Source organism: Nocardia sp. Root136 (assembly GCF_001427185.1).
Lineage (GTDB): Bacteria > Actinomycetota > Actinomycetes > Mycobacteriales > Mycobacteriaceae > Nocardia > Nocardia salmonicida.
Window position 1 is genome coordinate 67,850 of record NZ_LMFE01000002.1, and the last position, 16,997, is coordinate 84,846.

Here is a 16,997-nt window from a genome sequence, read left to right on the forward strand (position 1 = left end):
GGGCTCTCGCCTTCCTTCGATCTTAAACCCTCAACCTCAACCATAGGGTTGGCGTTATGTCAAGTATCCGACTGCTGCGGAACGCTATTCGCAGCCACTGCGATCGCGGCGCAGGCGCGCCGAGATGAGAGCCAGAATCTTGTGCCACAAAGAATGTCGCTCACTTTACCGTGACCAGATTCGGACTCGAAACGTCGAACACGGTCCCCTCACGGGTCAGTAGCGGCAACACGACGGCAGCTTTGCGCTCGCCGTCGCCCGTGCCGCCCCACACTACCTTCCTGCCATCGCGAAGGCTCAGCGAGACGTCCGAAATCGACCGTGCGACAACCTCGCCCACCTGCACCGACAAGGCGGGCGGCAGGGTGACCAGGACATCCACCGCCGCCCTGGCCGCCGCCGGCCCGGTGAACGAGCCCTCGGTGAGCAGTTTCGGCACCCCGATGGGCTGTTCGGGCTCGATCGCGAATTCGACGCTCTCGGCGTCGATCAGGTGGGCGCCGTCCGGGGCGTCGAAATACACCACCGGTGTTCGCTCCACGACGGTGACCAGCACTGTCGAGGGGAATTTACGCTGCACTCTGACCGAGCGCACCTTCGGGATCGCGGCCACGCGCTGGGCGATCGCGGTGGTATCGATCCGTAACATCGAACGGCCGTCGGGAATTTCGAGTCGACCCCGCACCTCGGCGTCCGGCACCGCCGACAGGCCGTCGATGCGCACGGTGCGCACCGACAGGGCCGGGGTGAACCAGGCCAGTGCCACCAGCAGGGTCACCACGACCACCCCGACCACCGTCCAGAGACGGTAGCCGTGCCACCCGCGCGCGGCGGGCATCGGCAATCTCACCGGCCGCCCTGCTGCGGCCTGGCCCGCAGGCCGTCGAGGATCTGGCTGCCGAGCATCGTGACATCGCCCGCGCCCATGGTGATCACGACGTCGCCGTCGCCCGCGAGCCCGGCGACCTGCTTGCCGACCTTGGACATATCCGGCTGGTAGTGCACGGGTTCGGTCACCGATTGGGCGACCAGCGCGCCGTTGACGCCGGGCAGCGGGTCTTCGCGGGCGCCGTAGACGTCGAGCACGACCACCTCGTCGGCCAGGCTCAACGCGGCACCGAACTCCGTGGCGAAAGTGGCGGTGCGGCTGTAGAGATGCGGCTGGAACACCACGATGACCCGGCCGCGCTGCAGGCGGGCGCCGTCACGCGCTTCCTGGGCGACCAGTTGGGCGGCGGCCTCGAGCACCGCGCGGACCTCGGTCGGGTGGTGGGCGTAATCGTCGAAGACACGCACCCCGTTTTCCCGACCGGTGAACTGGAACCGGCGATGCACGCCGCCGAATCCCTCCAGGCCCTGCACGATCTCGTCGATATCGGCGCCGGTCGCGCGGGCGGCCAGCAGCGCCGCCAGCGCGTTGAGCGCCATGTGCCTGCCGGGCACCGACAGTCGCAACGACCGCGGCACCGTCTCGCCGTCGAGCTGGAACTCCACGATGCCGCCCACGTCCCGCGGTTGCCAGTCGATCAGCCGGGCGCCGACGGGCACGGGAGCGTCGGCCAGATCGCCGGAGCCGTAACCGAGCACCTCGATTCCGCGTTCGGCCATGCGCGGTGCGACCCGCTGGGCCAACGCGAACGAGCCGGGATCGTCGAGGCACACCACCAGCAGACCGCCGGGTGCGAGCCGGTCGGCGAAGTCGTCGAAGACCTGGATGTAGGCCTCGTCGGTGCCGAAGTAGTCGAGGTGATCGGATTCGATATTGGTGACCACGGCGACGTCCGGGTCGTATTGCAGCAGTGAGCCGTCGGACTCGTCGGCCTCGGCGACGAAGATGTCACCGCTGCCGTGGTGGGCGTTGGTGCCCGCCTCGTTGAGCTCGCCGCCGACCGCGAACGACGGATCGGCGCCGCAGTGCTGCAACGTGACGATCAGCATCGAGGTGGTCGAGGTCTTGCCGTGGGTGCCGGAGACCAGCAGTGTCCGGTGCCCGCGCATCAGCGCGGCGAGCACAGTCGGGCGCATCAGCACGGGGATGTCGCGCCGATTCGCCTCGACCAGTTCGGGGTTGGTCTTCGGGATGGCGGCATAGGTGGTGACGACGACCGTCGGGCCGCCGGGCAGCAGATCGAGCGCGTCGGCGGAGTGGCCGATGCGGACCTCGGCGCCGCGAGCCCGCAGCGACAGCACACCGCGGCTCTCGCGGGCATCGGAACCGGAGACCTGCCCGCCGCGCGAGAGCAGGATGCGCGCGATCCCGGACATGCCTGCACCGCCGATGCCGACCATGTGCACGCGTTGGAGTTCGGGGGGCAGGGCCGCGCCGGTGGACTCCCCGATCTCCTGTTCCGGCTTGCTCATCGGGCGACCTCGGTGACGATCCTGGCCACCGTGTCGGCGGCGTCGCGATGGCCTGCGCCTGCGGCGGCGCGGCTCATCTGCGCGAGTCGAGCGGGGTCGAGCAGCAGCGGAATCACCTCATCGATCACGTATTTCGGGGTCAGCTCGGCGTCGGCCACAATTGTGCCACCACCCTGCGCGACCACTGGTCGGGCGTTGAATTCCTGTTCGCCGTTGCCGTGCGGCAGCGGCACGTAGAAGGCGGGAAGTCCGACCGCCGACACCTCGGCCACGGTCATCGCGCCGGATCGGCACACCACCGCGTCGGCGGCGGCGTAGGCCAGGTCCATCCGCGACAGGTAGGGCACCGCCACATACGGCGCCGGCGCGTCGGCGGTACTCACCTCCACGCTGTTCTTGGGCCCGTGCGCGTGCAGCACCGAGACGCCGGCGGCCGCGAGTTGCGGTGCGGCGCCGGAGACTGCCTCGTTGAGGCTGCGCGCGCCCTGCGAGCCACCGAACACCAGCAGCACCGGGCCCTCGGCGGGCAGTCCGAAGTGCGCGCGAGCTTCCGCGCGCAAAGCGGCACGGTCGAGTTCGGTGATGGACGCGCGCACCGGAATGCCGACGACCTGCGCGCCCGCCAGCCCGGAATCCGGAACGGCGGCGAGCACTTTCGCCGCGAGTTTCGCGCCGACCTTGTTGGCGATACCGGCCTTCGCATTGGCCTCGTGCACGATCACCGGCACCTTGCGCTTGCGACCGAACAACCCGCCGCGCGCGGCAAGATACGCGGGTAGCGCGACGTAGCCGCCGAACCCGATGATCACGTCGGCCTGCACATCGTCGATCACCGCCCTGGTCGCCTTCACCGAGGCGAGCACCCGGCCGGGCAGTCGCAGCAGATCGGCGGAGGGCTTGCGCGGCAGCGGCACCGGCGGAATCAGTTCCAGTGGGTACCCGCGTTCGGGCACCAGTTTCGTCTCGAGTCCACGCTCGGTACCCAAGGCGGTCACCCGGATCGAGTCGTCGAGTCTGCGCAGCGCGTCGGCGACAGCCAGCGCGGGTTCGATGTGGCCTGCGGTTCCCCCGCCTGCGACGATCACCGACAACCCGGATCGCGGGTTACTCACCTGGATCTACCTCGTTCTCTCTGTCTCGAATCGATCTCGCGAAGGCGGGCGTCATGCGCCGCCGCCTCCGCCGGTCCGCCGTTTCACCGGGCGGTGTGGCATCGGGTAGGTCGGTTCCCATGCTCGTGTCGACCGTAGCGAACTCGTGCCGCGGCTCTCCGGTGCGCGTCGCCTGCGGTCGGCGGGCGGCTGGCGGCGAGGTGCCTGACGTGGGCGTTCGGTTCTGGGGCGCGGCGCGACTTTTCGCGGCGCGGGCGGGGTGTACACCTCGGGCACCGGCAGTCGCAGCAGCCTGCTGAGTCGGCCGTCCTGGCCCGCCTTCAACGCCGAGACCGCTTCCGGTTCGTGCCGGGCGGCGCTGGCGATGATGCCGAACATGAACAGCGTGATCGCCAGCGACGAACCACCGGCCGAGACCAACGGCAACTGCAGACCGGTCACCGGCAGCAGCCCCACGACATAGCCGATGTTGATCAGTGCCTGCGCGGTGATCCAGGTGGTGGCGGTGGCGGTGAGCAGGCGAAGGAACGGGTCGACCGAGCGCAGCGCGATGCGGATGCCCGCGTAGACGAACAGCGCCAGCAGCGCCAGCACCAGCATGCAGCCGAGGAAGCCGAGTTCCTCGCCGATGATGGCGAAGATGAAGTCGTTGTGCGAGTTGGGCAGATAGCTCCACTTCGCGCGACTCTGTCCGAGGCCGCGGCCCCAGATGCCGCCGTCGGCGAGGGAGTACTTGGCCTGACGCGCTTGATAGTTGGCGCCCTGCGGATCGTCACCGGGGTTGAAGAACGCGCGCACCCGGTCGGAGCGGTAGCCGGCCGACAGCGCCAGCACCGACGCGGCCACCAGGCCGGTCACCATGATCCCGACGAACAGCCGCACCGGCAGCCCGCCGAACCACAGCAGCGCCATCAGCACGATGCCGAGCGCGATGGTGGTCGACAGGTTCGGTTCGAGCACCACCAGCAGGCACACCAGCAGACCGGCGGGCACCAGCGGCACCAGGATGTCCTTGAGCGCCGCACCGCGTCGCGAGGCGAGCAGGTGCGCGCCCCACACCACCAGGGTCACCTTGACCACTTCGGACGGCTGGATCGACAGCGGACCGATGTCGAACCAGCGCCGCGCGCCACCGTGCATCGAGCCGATGCCGGGGATGAGCACCAGCACGAGCGCGAGCACCGAGATGCTGAAGAACGGAAACGACCACTGCCGCAACAGCCGCAACGGCAGCCGCAACGCCACGTAGAAGGCGATCGCGCCCAGCCCGGCGAACATGGCCTGCTGGATGAACAGCGCGTAGGCCGAACCGCCACCGGCATAGGCCTCGACGCTCGACGCCGACAGCACCATCACCAGACCGAGCACGGTGAGCAGGGTCGCGATGGTGACGATCAGATGGAACGACGCGAGCGGCCGGGCCAACCAGGCTCCGAAGCGCTCCCCCGCCCAATTCGGTTGCCCCGAACCGCGTCGGGTGGCACCCGCGCTCTTCCCGACCCGACTGCTGTCGACGCTGCCCCGGCTCTTACCCACGCTGCCCCCTTTCGGGCGACGGGTCGGCCGGGCGCGCCTTCGTCACAGCGCCCGCCCGATGTCACCATCTTCCAGTGCCGTCACCGCATCCACGAAACAGCGTCCGCGATGGGTGTAGTCGTCGTACATATCCAGGGAAGCGGCCGCGGGCGCGAGCAGGACGGTGTCTCCGGCGCCGGCCAGGCCCGCCGCGGCGCGCACCGCGCGGCCCATGACCGCCTCGGCTCGCTGGGATCTGGACGACTCCATGTCTGCATCGTCTCCCGCATCCAGCTCGATGACCGGGACTTCGGGCGCGTGTCGCGCCATCGCGGCGGCGATCACCGGCGCGTCGGCCCCGAACAACACCGCGCCGACCAGTCGATCACCGATCTCCTCGATCAGGTCGTCGACACTGGCGCCCTTGAGCAGACCACCAGCCACCCACACCACCTGCGGGTGCGCCATGATCGCGGCGCGTGCGGCATGCGGGTTGGTGGCCTTGGAGTCGTCGATGAACTCGACGCCACCCAGTTCGCGGACGAACGCGGTGCGGTGCGGGCCCACCTTGTGCTCGGCGAGACCTTCCTTGACGAACTGCGGCGCCACATCGATGGCCCTGGTGAGCGCGGACGCGGCCAGCGCGTCGGCGATGCCCGCGGGTCCCGGCGGGCTGATGTCGCTGGTCTCGGCGAGGATCGCGGCCTTGGTGAAGGCGCGGTCGAGGAGCTTGCCGTCGACCACGCCCAGCTCACCGTCGGCGGGGACACCGATGCGGAAACCGACCGTGCGGCGGGCCTTGGCTTTACGGGCCAGTGCGCCCGCGACCGGATCATCGAGGCCGACGACGCCGACCCGACCGGTCAGCGCGCGCGCTTTCGCGGCGGCGTAGGCATCGAGACCGCCGTGCCAATCCAGGTGATCCTCGGCGACATTGAGCACGACGCCTGCCTCGGGGCGCACCGACGGCGCCCAGTGCAGTTGGAACGAGGACAGCTCGACGGCCAAGACCTGCGGACCGGGGTTGCGGCGCAGTGCGTCCAGGATCGGCAGGCCGATATTGCCGCAGGCCACGCTGGAGATGCCCGCGGCGCGCAGGATCGAGTGCGTCATCTGGGTGGTGGTGGTCTTACCGTTGGTGCCGGTGATCACCAGCCACTTGCGGACCGGGCCGTAGATGCGGGCCTGATCGACCCACCAGGCGAATTCGACGTCACCCCAGACAGGCACGCCGTCGGTGACCGCGGAGACCAGCACCGGCGAATCCGGTCGCCAGCCGGGGCTGGTGATCACCAGCGCGAACCGGCTCAGGTCGGCGCCTTCGAGTTCGACGCTGGTGGCGATCTCGAGGCCGAGTTCGGCGGCTTCGGCCAGTGCCTTGGCGCCGTTGTCGGTGACCACCGGGTGCGCGCCGATATCGCGCAGCGGTTCGATCAGCGAGCGTCCGGAGACGCCCCAACCGGCGACGAGAACGTCACGACCACGCAGGAATTCGAGCATCGGGCCCGGGGACCGCAGGGCGCGGGGCGAGTGTTCGACCATGTCTCTACTCACCCGACCTGTGACAGATATTCGCTGTAGAACAGGCCGAGGCCCACTGCGGCGGAGATGCCCGCCAAAATCCAGAACCGGATGATCACCGTGGTTTCGGCCCACTTACTCAACTCGAAGTGATGGTGGAACGGCGCCATCTTGAACAACCGATTGCGCGTGGTGCGGTATACCGCCACCTGCAGCATCACCGATGCCGCCTCGGCGACGAACAGCGCGCCGATCACGGCCATCAGCAGCTCGGTGCGGGTGGTGATCGACAAGCCGGCGATCAGACCGCCGAGCGCCAGCGAACCGGTGTCGCCCATGAAGATGCGCGCGGGCGCGGCGTTCCACCAGAGGAAGCCGATGCACGCGGCGGCCGCGGCGGCGCAGACCAGGGCCAGATCGAGCGGGTCGCGCACGTCGTAGCAGCCGGGGCCGGGGTTGGTGGTACAAGCCTTGTCGTACTGCCAGAAAGTAATGATCACGTAGGCGCCGAGAAGCATACTCATCGATCCGGCAGCCAGGCCGTCGAGACCGTCTGTCAGGTTCACCGCGTTCGACCAGGCTACGACCAGGAACAGCACCCAGATCACGAAGATCACGGCGCCCATCGACACCGTGCTCCAATCGCGCACGTACGAGAGGTGCTTGCTGGCCGGGGTCAATCCATCCGGACTCCGGAACTGCAGCGCCAAGACAGCGAAGATGACTGCCGCGGCGGTCTGTCCGATGTACTTGCCCGCGGCCGAGAGTCCGAGGTTGCGCTGCTTGCGCAGCTTGATGAAGTCGTCGAGGAACCCGACGATGCCGAGCGCGGTGGTGAGCCCGAGCACGAGCAGACCCGATGCCGTCGGACCTTCCGCGTTGTACCCGATACCGATCAGGTGCGAGCCGAGATAGCCCGCCCACATACCGATCAGGATCGCGACGCCACCCATGGTGGGGGTACCGCGCTTGGCCTGGTGACTGGCCGGACCGTCGACCCGGATCTCCTGGCCGAAGCCCTGCCTGGCGAACACCCGAACCAGCAACGGCGTCAACAGGATCGACACCGCCAGTGCGATCCCCGCCGCGAACAAGATCTGCCTCACGACTGCGCCTCGCTAACGCTCGGCTCCGTCGTAAGGCCATCGGCCGCTGCGCACATGATTCGTTCGCTACGCTCACTCATCGAGCTGTATTACCTTCCGCTGCCCCGGTCAGGTGCTCGGCGACGGCCCACAGGCCCACCGCCTTCGACGCCTTGACCAGTACCACATCGCCTGCGGCGATCTCGTCGTCGAGCAGCGCGATCGCCGCGTCGATATCGGGAACGAGGATCGATTCCTCGCCCCATGAGCCTTCCATCACCGCTCCCTGGTGCATGCCGTGGGAGGGTCGTCCGGTGCCGATCACGATCAATCGGTCGACATCGAGGCGCACGGCCAGGCGTCCGATCGCGTCGTGTTCGATCACCGAGGTGTCACCGAGTTCGCCCATCTCGCCGAGCACGGCCCAGCTGCGCCGGGGTTCCGAGCTCGACTTCGCGAGGGTGACCAGCGCTTTGAGCGCCGCGCGCACCGAGTCGGGGTTGGCGTTGTAGGAGTCGTTGATGACGGTGACGCCCGCGGGCGTGGTCGTCACATCCATCCGGCGGACCGAGGCCGCGGTGGCGCCGGACAGCGCCGTGGCCACAGTCGCCAGATCGGCGCCACATTCGAGCGCGACCGCCGCGGCGGCCAGGGCATTGCCGACCTGGTGTTCGCCGTGCACCGCGAGCTGGATCGGGATCGATTCGCCCGCCGCGTGCAGGGTGAACCGGGCTCGGGCCTGGTCGTCGGTGATCACGTCGGTGGCGCGGATGTCGGCGTCGCCGGACAGGCCGACCTTCACCACACGTGCCTTGGTCCGCGATGCCATGGCCGCGACGTTGGGGTCGTCGGCGTTGAGCACGGCCAGCCCTTCGGCGGGCAGTGCTTCGACCAGCTCGCCCTTGGCCTGTGCGATCGCCGCACGGCTACCGAATTCCCCGAGGTGGGCGGTACCGACATTGAGCACCACGCCGATCCGGGGCGGTGCGATGCGGGCCAGTTCCGCGATGTGTCCGCGACCGCGCGCGGACAGTTCCAGGACGAGGAACTTCGTGTCGGTGCCCGCGCGCAGGGCGGTCCACGGATGGCCGAGTTCGTTGTTGAACGAGCCGGGCGGCGCGACCACCGCGCCCAGCGGCGCCAGCACCGCCGCGAGCAGGTCTTTGGTCGAGGTCTTGCCAGAGGACCCGGTGACGCCGACGACGGTGAGCCCGGTCCGTTCGGCCAGCCGCTCGGTGCTCACGCGGGCCAGTTCGGCCAGCGCCGCCAGCACGGCGGCACCGGAACCGTCACCGTCGGCGCTGAGCGCGACCGAGCTCGCGGGCACCGAGCCGAGATCAGGGGCCACGACGATCGCGGGCACGCCGACCGGGCGGGCGGCGAGTACCGCGACCGCCCCGGCTGCGACAGCGGTCGCGGCGTAGTCGTGTCCGTCGGAGTTGGCTCCGGGTAGGGCGAGGAACAGATCGCCGGAACCGATTCGGCGCGAATCGAATTCGACCGAACCGGTCACCAGTGCCTGGGGGTCGGGTACGTCGTGCAGCTCGCCGCCGACAACGTCCGCGATCTCCCGCAGTGTCATCTCGATCATGAAACCGTCAAGTCCTCCGAGTCCGTGTGCGGACTGTGTCGTCTCCGTAAGGCGTCCAGCGCCGCCGCGACCACCTCGCGGTCGTCGAAGGGATGCTTGACGCCCTTGATCTCCTGCCCCACCTCGTGGCCCTTGCCCGCGACGAGTACCACGTCGCCCGAACGCGCCCAGTCGAGTGCCGCGGCGATGGCCGCCGCGCGGTCACCGATCTCGCGGATCTCGCCGCGGTCGGTGGCCGGGAGTTCGTGCGCACCGGCCACCACGGCGGACCTGATGTCCGCCGGGTCCTCGGTGCGTGGGTTGTCGTCGGTGACGATCAGCAGGTCGGCACGGGCCGCCGCGGCGCCCATGAGCGGGCGTTTGGCCACGTCACGGTCGCCACCGGCGCCGAGCACGACGGCCAGCCTGCCGACTCCGGCTTCGGTGAGGTGGCCGCGCAGGGTCGTGACGACCGATTCGATGGCGGCGGGCTTGTGCGCGTAGTCGACGACGGCGAGGAAGTCCTGGCCGTGCTCGACGCGCTGCATCCGGCCCGGCACATCGACAACGGCGAGGGCCGGGGCCGCCACGGCGGGATCGACGCCGGCCGCGGCGCAGGTGGCGACGGCCAGCAGCGCGTTGGCGACGTTGTAGCGACCGGGCAGGCGCAGGCGCACCGTCAGTTCGCCGTCGGGTCCGGCGGCGGTGAATTCCTGTTCGCCGCCGGTGGTCTTGACGTCGCCGCTGACCTGCCAGGTGGCCGCGCCGGTCGTCGACACGGTGACCGGCTCGACCAGGTCACCGGCCAGGCGGGTGCCCCATTCGTCGTCGACGCAGATCACCGTGGTGCGCGCGGCGACCGGCGAATCCGCGTCGAACAGCCGACGTTTCGCCGCGAAGTAGTCCTCGAAGTCCTTATGGAAGTCCAGATGATCCTGGGAGAGATTGGTGAACGCGCCGACCGCGAATCGCACACCGTCGACCCGGCCCAGCGCGAGCGCGTGGCTCGACACCTCCATCACGACCGCGTCGACGCCCTGCTCGACCATCGCGGCGAACATCGCGTGCAACTGCGGCGCCTCGGGCGTGGTGAGCGCGCTCGGCACCCGCTGCCCGCCGATGCGGGTCTCGATGGTGCCGATCAGCCCGGTGGACAGTCCGGCCGCGGCCAGACCGGCCTCCACCAGATATGAGGTGGTGGTCTTGCCGGAGGTGCCGGTGATGCCGACGATGCGCAGCCGATCGCTGGGATGGCCGTAGATCTCGGCGGAGAGTTCACCGAGTACCGCGCGGGGCTGCTCGCGCACCAGCACGGGTACCGCGACGTCACCGATCAACTCGGCGCCCGCGGCATCGGTGAACACCGCCACCGCGCCGTTGGCGATCGCGTCGGCGGCGAATCGGGCGCCGTGCGCGTTCGCGCCGGGTAACGCGGCGAACAGGTCACCGGCGCGCACCGCGTTGGATCGTTGCTCGATGCCGGTGACGCGCACCTCGGCGGACGCCGGAGTCGCCGTCGTGGCGCCGGTGAGGTCCGCCACGGCCTGCAGCGACGTCGACAGTGGAGTGGTTGGCCGGAGCGCGTGCGGGCTGGACTGCGCGGGCACAAGGCTCCTCTCTGAGAGTGATCGAGCGCGTAGGCGAGACGAGCAGTCAGGTTACCGACGCGCGGTGTCGGTCGGACAACGCGGGTTGAGTTAATTGTTGTTCTCGGCCCGCCCGCCTCTGGACTGAGTGGAGGGTGCGACGAAGGAGTACCCGGAGGGAGGGAAGAGGCGGGCAACCAGGGGCCGAGAACTGCGGCACCAGCCGTTATGTCACCGCCTCCAGCACCAGTCGCTTGGGCTCCGGCGACGGCGGCACGCGGTCGCGCTGCAACGCCCAGGAGGCGATGCTGTGGAACAGCGGGGCGGCGGACCCGCCGCCGGTGCCGTCGGAGCTGCGCACGGGCGCGTCGAGCATCATGCCGATCACGTAGCGGGGATTGTCGGCGGGCGCCATCCCGGCGAACGTGCTGTAGAACGCCGAGGTCGAATAGCACCGGCACGCGGGGTCGACCTTCTGCGCCGTGCCGGTCTTGCCCGCCACCTGATATCCCTCGATCGAGGCCGGTACGCCGGTCCCCATCTGGACGCCCATCGGGTCCTTCTGCACGGTCGCCTGGAACAGCTCGCGCAGGGTGTGCGCGGTCTGCGGGCTCACCACGCGCACGCCGTCGGGCTGCAATTCCTCGGTGCGGGTGCCGTCGGGGGCGACCTTGGCCTTGACGATGCGCGGCGGGATTCGCAGGCCGTCGTTGGCGATGGCCTGGTACATGGCGGTCATCTGCAAGGTTGTCATCGAAAGGCCCTGACCGATGGGCAGATTCGCGAAGGAGCCGCCGGACCACTGGTCGCGGGCGGGCACCTGGCCGCCGCTCTCGCCGGGCAGACCGACGCCGGTGCGCTGCCCGAGCCCGAACCGGCTGACCATATCGGCGAACCGGTCCTCACCCACACGCTGGGCGAGCATGAGAGTGCCGACGTTGGAGGACTTTCCGAAGATGCCGGTCGTCGTATAGGGCGCGACGTCGTGTTGCCACGCGTCGTTCACGGTGACGCCCGACATGCGGATCGAGCCCGGCACCTGCAGCACCTCGTCGGGCGTGGTCACGCCGTATTCGATGGCGGCCGCCGCGGTGACGATCTTGTTGACCGAGCCGGGTTCGAAGGGTTCGGCGACCGAGGGGTTGCCCATCTTGCCCGAGGCCCAATGATTCGGGCCGAGTGCGGGATTGAAGGTGCCGTCGTTGGCCATAGCGAGCACCTGGCCGGTCTTGGCGTCGAGCACCACCGCCGAGGCCGAGGACGCGCCGGACACCTGTTTGGCCTGTTGCACCTGCTGCTGCACGTAGTACTGCAGGTCCGCGTCGAGGGTCAGCTCCACGCCGTAACCGTTCACGGCGGGCTGCAGGTCACGGTAGCTACCGGGGATCACCGCACCGTCGGAGCCCTGGTCGTAGGTGCGCGAGCCGTCGGTACCCGACAGCACCGAGTCCAGTGCCGATTCCAGGCCCATCTGACCGTGCCGGTCGCCGCCGATCGCACCGACGACATTCGACGCCAGCGAACCACCGGGATACTCGCGCAAGTCCTGCCGTTCGGCGCCGACCTCCGGGAATTTGGCGGTGATCTCGGAAGCTACCCGCGGATCGACATTCTTGGCCAGGTAGTGGAACTTCTTGTCGCTGCGCAGTTTGTCGAGCAGTTCCTGCTCGGTGGGTGCGCCGAGCTTCTCGTGGATGAACTTCGCGATGTCCTCGAGCCGCTGCTCCGGATCCGGTGCGCTCGGCTTGAGCTTCTTGGCTTCGGCCAGTTGCTCGCGCACCGTCACCGGTTGGAAGGTCAGGGCTTTCACGGTGAGCGTGAAGGCGAGCTGATTGCCGTGCCGGTCGGTGATGGGACCGCGCACGGCCGCCTCGGTGGCCTTGATGGTGCGCTGTGAGGCCGCCTGCGCCGACAGCGCGGGGGCGGCGAAGCTCTGGATGTAGAGCAACTGCAACGCGACCACCGCGAGGGTAGCCAGCAGGGTGACCCGGCCGACGCCGAGGCGAAGGCGGATCGGCCGGTCCGGCGAGAGCGAGCCCGAGCGACGGGCCCTCGACGAGACCGGCCCGCGTCGCTGCTGCGACGCGGGCCCGCTCTGCTTCATCGAGGACCATCCTGCGATTCGACGACCTGCGGCTGTTCGCTCGGCGGTCCGGCCGCGGGGGCTCGTTGTCCGGGGGCCGGCGCGGCGACGCCCGGCGCGGGTAACGGCGCGTCGACCGGAGCCGACGGGTCGGCCACGACACCCGGTGCGGGCAGTGGCGTGTCGGCCGAGACCAGCGGTGCACCCTGACCTGCGACGTCGATCCGATCGGGCACGGTCGTCGGGGCGAGCGGAGCCGGGGCGCCGCCGTCCACCGGCGCGGGAACCTCGCCGTTCGACGGAACGGGGACGGCCGCGTCGACCGGAGCCGGCGCGATCGGGGCCGGGGCGGCCGCCGGCTGCGGCGCGTTCACGACGGGGGGTGTCGGCGCGGCCGGTGACGCGAGCACGTTCGCCGGAACGCTGCTGGGCACAGCGCCGCGGGGCGCGCTCGCGGTAGCCGCACCGGGCTGCACCGGCACCACACGCTCACCCTGCGCCTGGGCGTGGCCCGGCGCCGGATTCGGCGTGGTGGTCGGCGGTCCGTTCAGCGGCGGCACCGGCGCGCCCTGTGCGGGCGTCGGGTTACCGATCACGGTGACCTCGCCGTCGGGGCCGAGTACCAGCCGGGCCGGATCCTTCGCGGGGATCATGCCGAGTTCACGTGCGCGGGCGGCCAATTCGGGAGCGGAGTCGGCGGCGGCGACCTCGCGCTGCAGCGCGGCCCGCTCGTCGTCGAGCTTGCGGTTGACCGCCCTGGCGTCACCGAGCTGGTAGCTGTCCTCGGCGGCACGGGTGGTGAGCAACAGGGTCAGGGCGAGGCCGCAGCCGAGCAGTCCGATGATCGCGGTGACGAACGGGATCCGCCCCGCCATCGTCGAGGACGGTTCGGGCAGTTCGATGCCGTCGAGCAGCTGTTCCCTGGTGCGCTTGCGGGCATAGGCCCGCTCTGCCGCACCGGACTTCACTCGTTCGGCCGCCTCCACGCGCCGGGCAGTCTTGCTCGGCACCGCGACTGTGCTCGTCCGCACGCTCATCGTGTCCCCTCCTGTGTCCTCCCTGACCTCTCCGCGATTCGTTCAGCCGCGCGCATCCGCACCGGCGCGGATCGCGGATTGACCTCGATCTCGGACTCGGTCGCTTTTTCCGCTCCACGGGTCAGCATCCGGAATTCCGGGCCCATGCCGGGCAGTTCGACCGGCAGGTCCATCGGCGACCGGGAGATGATCCGTGGCGCGAGTTCGTGTTTGACCAGCCGGTCTTCGAGCGACTGGTACGACATGACGCAGATCCGTCCGCCCACACGCAGTGAATCCAGTGCCGCGGGCAATGCCGCCCGCAGCGAGTCGAGCTCACCGTTGACCTCCACCCGCAGCGCTTGGAACGAGCGCTTGGCCGGATGTCCGCCGGTGCGGCGCGCCGCGGCCGGAATGGTCGCGTAGAGCACCTCGACGAGTTCGGCGCTGGTGGTGAACGGCTTGACCGTCCGCCTGCGCAGCACCTCCGACGCGATCTTGCCCGCGAACCGTTCGTCGCCATAGGTTTTCAGCACCCGGGCCAGATCTCCGTGGCTGTAGGTGTTGAGCACGTCGGCCGCGGTGATTCCGGTGGTCGGGTCCATCCGCATGTCCAGCGGCGCATCGACGGAGTAGGCGAAGCCGCGCTCGGCCTCGTCGAGCTGCATCGACGACACTCCGAGATCCATGAGAATGGCTGAGACGGAACCGGTTTCGTCCAGCCCCGCTTCGGCCAGCGCCGCCGGGATGCCGTCGTAACGGGTGTGCACCAGCGTGATCCGGTCGGCATAGGGCGCCAGACGCTCGCCCGCCATGCGCAACGCGGTGGTGTCACGATCGAGACCGACCAGACGCGCCTGCGGGTAGGTGCGCAGGAAATGCTCGGCGTGCCCGCCCAATCCGAGGGTCGCGTCGATGTAGACCGCGCCCGGCTCACTCAGCGCGGGGCCGAGCAGATCGTCGGCGCGCTCGAGCAGAACTGGCACATGACGGGGGTTCTCGGCGTCATGGTTCACCTCGACCTCCCGGGATACTGCCTCGCGTCGCAGACAGGTCGCCTTGCCACACAGTGCTTTTCGAATGAGTGCTTGTCGAACGAGTGGGTGATGCGAATGCTTCGAGGTCTCTGACCGGGGCAAGGCACCTGGCGTCGGGGAAGTACGTCAGGGTCCACGCCCGGGCAGAGGCCTCGCAGCACTCGCGTGCTCAGGGTCAGAAGATTCCGCCCAGCGACTCGTCTCCGGCTTGCGCGTAGTCCTCCTCGTGTTCTTCGAGGTAGGTCTCCCACGCCTGCTTATCCCATATTTCGAGGAAGTCGACCGAACCGATCACCACGCAATCCCGCGAGAGGTTCGCGTAGCGCCGATGATCCGGCGACAGCGTGATCCGGCCCTGTGCGTCCGGACGTTGCTCATCGGTGCCTGCCGCCAGCGCTCGAACGAAAGCCCTTGCCTGCGGGTTACTTCGGGACGCCGACGCGGCTCGCCGCGCGAGCGCGGTGAACTCGTCTTTGGGATACACGGCCAGGCTGTGGTCTTGGCCTTTCGTGACCATCAACCCTCCCGCCAGATCGTCTCGAAATTTCGCAGGCAACGTCAGCCGCCCTTTGTCGTCCAATCGGGGGGTGTAGGTACCGAGGAACATCTCGGCCACCTCCCTACTGGATTCACCTCGCCGTACGGCCTCTCCTGTAGTGCGCGACCCACATTACCCCACTTTCCCCCACTTTCAATCGAAACCCTGAGTGATCCTGCTCCCCGCAAACACAATTCCGCAGGTCATCCCAGCTATCACTGAGATTCGCGGTTATCCGGTGTTCGGGCAACCCGCGCGGGTCGGCAACCTGCGGTTCCGACAACGTTCAGCAAACATCGCAGGTGCGACGGGGGCCGGACGCCCGGGTGGGGGAAGTGTGGGGAGCGGTGGGGAAGGTGGGGGAACCGCCCTGACCGTGCGCCATCAGCGCGGGGACCCACAGACGCACGAAGGCGGCGCCCCACCCGGTGCTGGGTGGGGCGCCGCCTTCGTAGTCGGCTAGGTCTGAGCTATTCCTGCTCGAACCGTCGTCGGAATCGGTCTTCCATTCGCTCGGAGAAGCCGCCGGACTTGCGCTGGCGACCACCTCGGGCGGCGGGTCCCGTCGCCGGGCCGCTGCCCGCCGCGGGAGACTCGGTCGCGTCCGGTCGGGCGGCGCGACGCGAGGTGCCGATCATCAGCAGGACACCAGCGCCGAACATGGCGATGAATCCGACGAGACTGATGATCGGGAAACCGCCCGGTTTGAACGGGGCGGCGATGCCGGCGACGAGCAGAAAAAGGCCGACGGCGAACAATGCCGCAGCTTGGAGTCTGCGTCGACTCGACGTGGAGCGAAGTCGTCCGCCGCGAACTGACGAGGCGAACTTCGGATCCTCAGCATAGAGAGCGCTCTCGATCTGTTCGAGCATGCGCTGCTCGTGCTCGGAGAGTGGCACGGTACCTCCCCCGGCACTAGGCGTGGCTGGTCGCCTCCGGGTAGGCGACGGGTAGCCGACCTTGGCGGCTATCTGCTCCCCATGATACGAGTTCGATCGGCGGCGTACCACCTACTCGGTCATAACTAAGCGGTCATGTCGCGGCCACGACTCGGCTGCGGGAGGCTCTTAGCCGTGGCTACCAGCGCATCGTCGACGTCGTAGAGGAATGCGCCCACCCGTGAGCAGAACTCGTCAGCTTGTGTGTCGGTGATCGCGCGGTCCAATCCGGCCTCCAACGCGGCCCGTAATTGCGAGTGCGCCTCGAAGTAGTCGGCCCACATCACGAATTCCGGGCTGGCGCGTCTCAGTAACACCCAGGCGCTGCGTGAGCGTGCCCGCGGCGCCCGGTCGGCGCCGGTGAGCGCGATCATCGAGCCCGCGCCACGCAGCGCGGCCAGGTAGGCGGTGCGGAACCGCTCCCCCGGTTCGTGCTCCCACGCGGAATCGGTGAGCAGGGCATCGGCCTGGCGTAGTAGTCCGCCGGCCCGCCCATCGTGGCCCGCGTGTGCTCGACCATCGTTGTGACCAGCCATCTGCTGCCCCTTTCGCCCCTCGCACTGATCGAACTAACATTCGAACGTTTGAATTGAGATTGAATATAGGGACACCCACCGACAACTTTCCGCGTCCGC

General features: G+C 69.0%; 14 protein-coding genes. All 14 read right to left on the minus strand.

The genetic code is table 11. From position 1 onward, the window contains the following. Window positions 1–160: 160 nt before the first annotated feature. The gene (locus ASD42_RS14170; protein WP_056816807.1) at window positions 161–838 is read right to left on the minus strand and encodes a cell division protein FtsQ/DivIB; all 678 of its coding nucleotides are present in this window, start codon (window positions 836–838) and stop codon (window positions 161–163) included. Between the two features lie 8 nt (window positions 839–846). Beyond that, window positions 847–2,361, minus strand: a complete 1,515-nt coding sequence (gene murC / locus ASD42_RS14175) for a UDP-N-acetylmuramate--L-alanine ligase (RefSeq protein WP_056816451.1) — start codon at window positions 2,359–2,361, stop codon at window positions 847–849. Beyond that, window positions 2,358–3,473 (minus strand): undecaprenyldiphospho-muramoylpentapeptide beta-N-acetylglucosaminyltransferase, encoded by a 1,116-nt coding sequence (gene murG, locus ASD42_RS14180; RefSeq protein WP_056816454.1) that lies wholly within the window; start codon window positions 3,471–3,473, stop codon window positions 2,358–2,360. Before murG ends, murC begins: the two co-directional genes overlap by 4 nt. A 51-nt stretch (window positions 3,474–3,524) precedes the next feature. Further along, the gene (ftsW, locus tag ASD42_RS14185; RefSeq protein WP_056816457.1) at window positions 3,525–4,898 is read right to left on the minus strand and encodes a putative lipid II flippase FtsW; all 1,374 of its coding nucleotides are present in this window, start codon (window positions 4,896–4,898) and stop codon (window positions 3,525–3,527) included. A 153-nt stretch (window positions 4,899–5,051) separates the two neighbouring features. Continuing rightward, a complete protein-coding gene (murD, locus tag ASD42_RS14190; protein WP_056816461.1) occupies window positions 5,052–6,488 on the minus strand; it encodes a UDP-N-acetylmuramoyl-L-alanine--D-glutamate ligase in 1,437 nt (478 codons plus the stop codon). 50 nt (window positions 6,489–6,538) lie between these two features. Continuing rightward, entirely contained in the window at window positions 6,539–7,615 is a 1,077-nt protein-coding gene (mraY, locus tag ASD42_RS14195; RefSeq protein WP_056816464.1) for a phospho-N-acetylmuramoyl-pentapeptide-transferase, read from the minus strand. A gap of 76 nt (window positions 7,616–7,691) precedes the next feature. Further along, window positions 7,692–9,185 carry a UDP-N-acetylmuramoyl-tripeptide--D-alanyl-D-alanine ligase gene (locus tag ASD42_RS14200; RefSeq protein WP_056816467.1) on the minus strand — a complete coding sequence of 498 codons (1,494 nt, stop codon included), beginning with the start codon at window positions 9,183–9,185 and terminating at the stop codon, window positions 7,692–7,694. Further along, window positions 9,182–10,771, minus strand: a complete 1,590-nt coding sequence (locus ASD42_RS14205) for a UDP-N-acetylmuramoyl-L-alanyl-D-glutamate--2,6-diaminopimelate ligase (RefSeq protein ID WP_056816469.1) — start codon at window positions 10,769–10,771, stop codon at window positions 9,182–9,184. Before ASD42_RS14205 ends, ASD42_RS14200 begins: the two co-directional genes overlap by 4 nt. A gap of 205 nt (window positions 10,772–10,976) precedes the next feature. After that, the gene (locus ASD42_RS14210) at window positions 10,977–12,854 is read right to left on the minus strand and encodes a peptidoglycan D,D-transpeptidase FtsI family protein (RefSeq protein ID WP_200950449.1); all 1,878 of its coding nucleotides are present in this window, start codon (window positions 12,852–12,854) and stop codon (window positions 10,977–10,979) included. Continuing rightward, window positions 12,851–13,870, minus strand: coding sequence for a hypothetical protein (locus ASD42_RS35265; RefSeq protein WP_063893638.1), 1,020 nt, complete (start codon window positions 13,868–13,870; stop codon window positions 12,851–12,853). Before ASD42_RS35265 ends, ASD42_RS14210 begins: the two co-directional genes overlap by 4 nt. Beyond that, window positions 13,867–14,865 (minus strand): 16S rRNA (cytosine(1402)-N(4))-methyltransferase RsmH, encoded by a 999-nt coding sequence (gene rsmH / locus ASD42_RS14220; protein ID WP_131816764.1) that lies wholly within the window; start codon window positions 14,863–14,865, stop codon window positions 13,867–13,869. Before rsmH ends, ASD42_RS35265 begins: the two co-directional genes overlap by 4 nt. Before the next feature lie 196 nt (window positions 14,866–15,061). Continuing rightward, window positions 15,062–15,493 (minus strand): division/cell wall cluster transcriptional repressor MraZ, encoded by a 432-nt coding sequence (gene mraZ / locus ASD42_RS14225; RefSeq protein ID WP_056816815.1) that lies wholly within the window; start codon window positions 15,491–15,493, stop codon window positions 15,062–15,064. Between the two features lie 401 nt (window positions 15,494–15,894). After that, entirely contained in the window at window positions 15,895–16,323 is a 429-nt protein-coding gene (locus tag ASD42_RS14230) for a DUF3040 domain-containing protein (RefSeq protein ID WP_056816472.1), read from the minus strand. A 125-nt stretch (window positions 16,324–16,448) separates the two neighbouring features. Continuing rightward, entirely contained in the window at window positions 16,449–16,898 is a 450-nt protein-coding gene (locus ASD42_RS14235; RefSeq protein ID WP_056816477.1) for an SAV_6107 family HEPN domain-containing protein, read from the minus strand. Window positions 16,899–16,997: the final 99 nt, after the last annotated feature.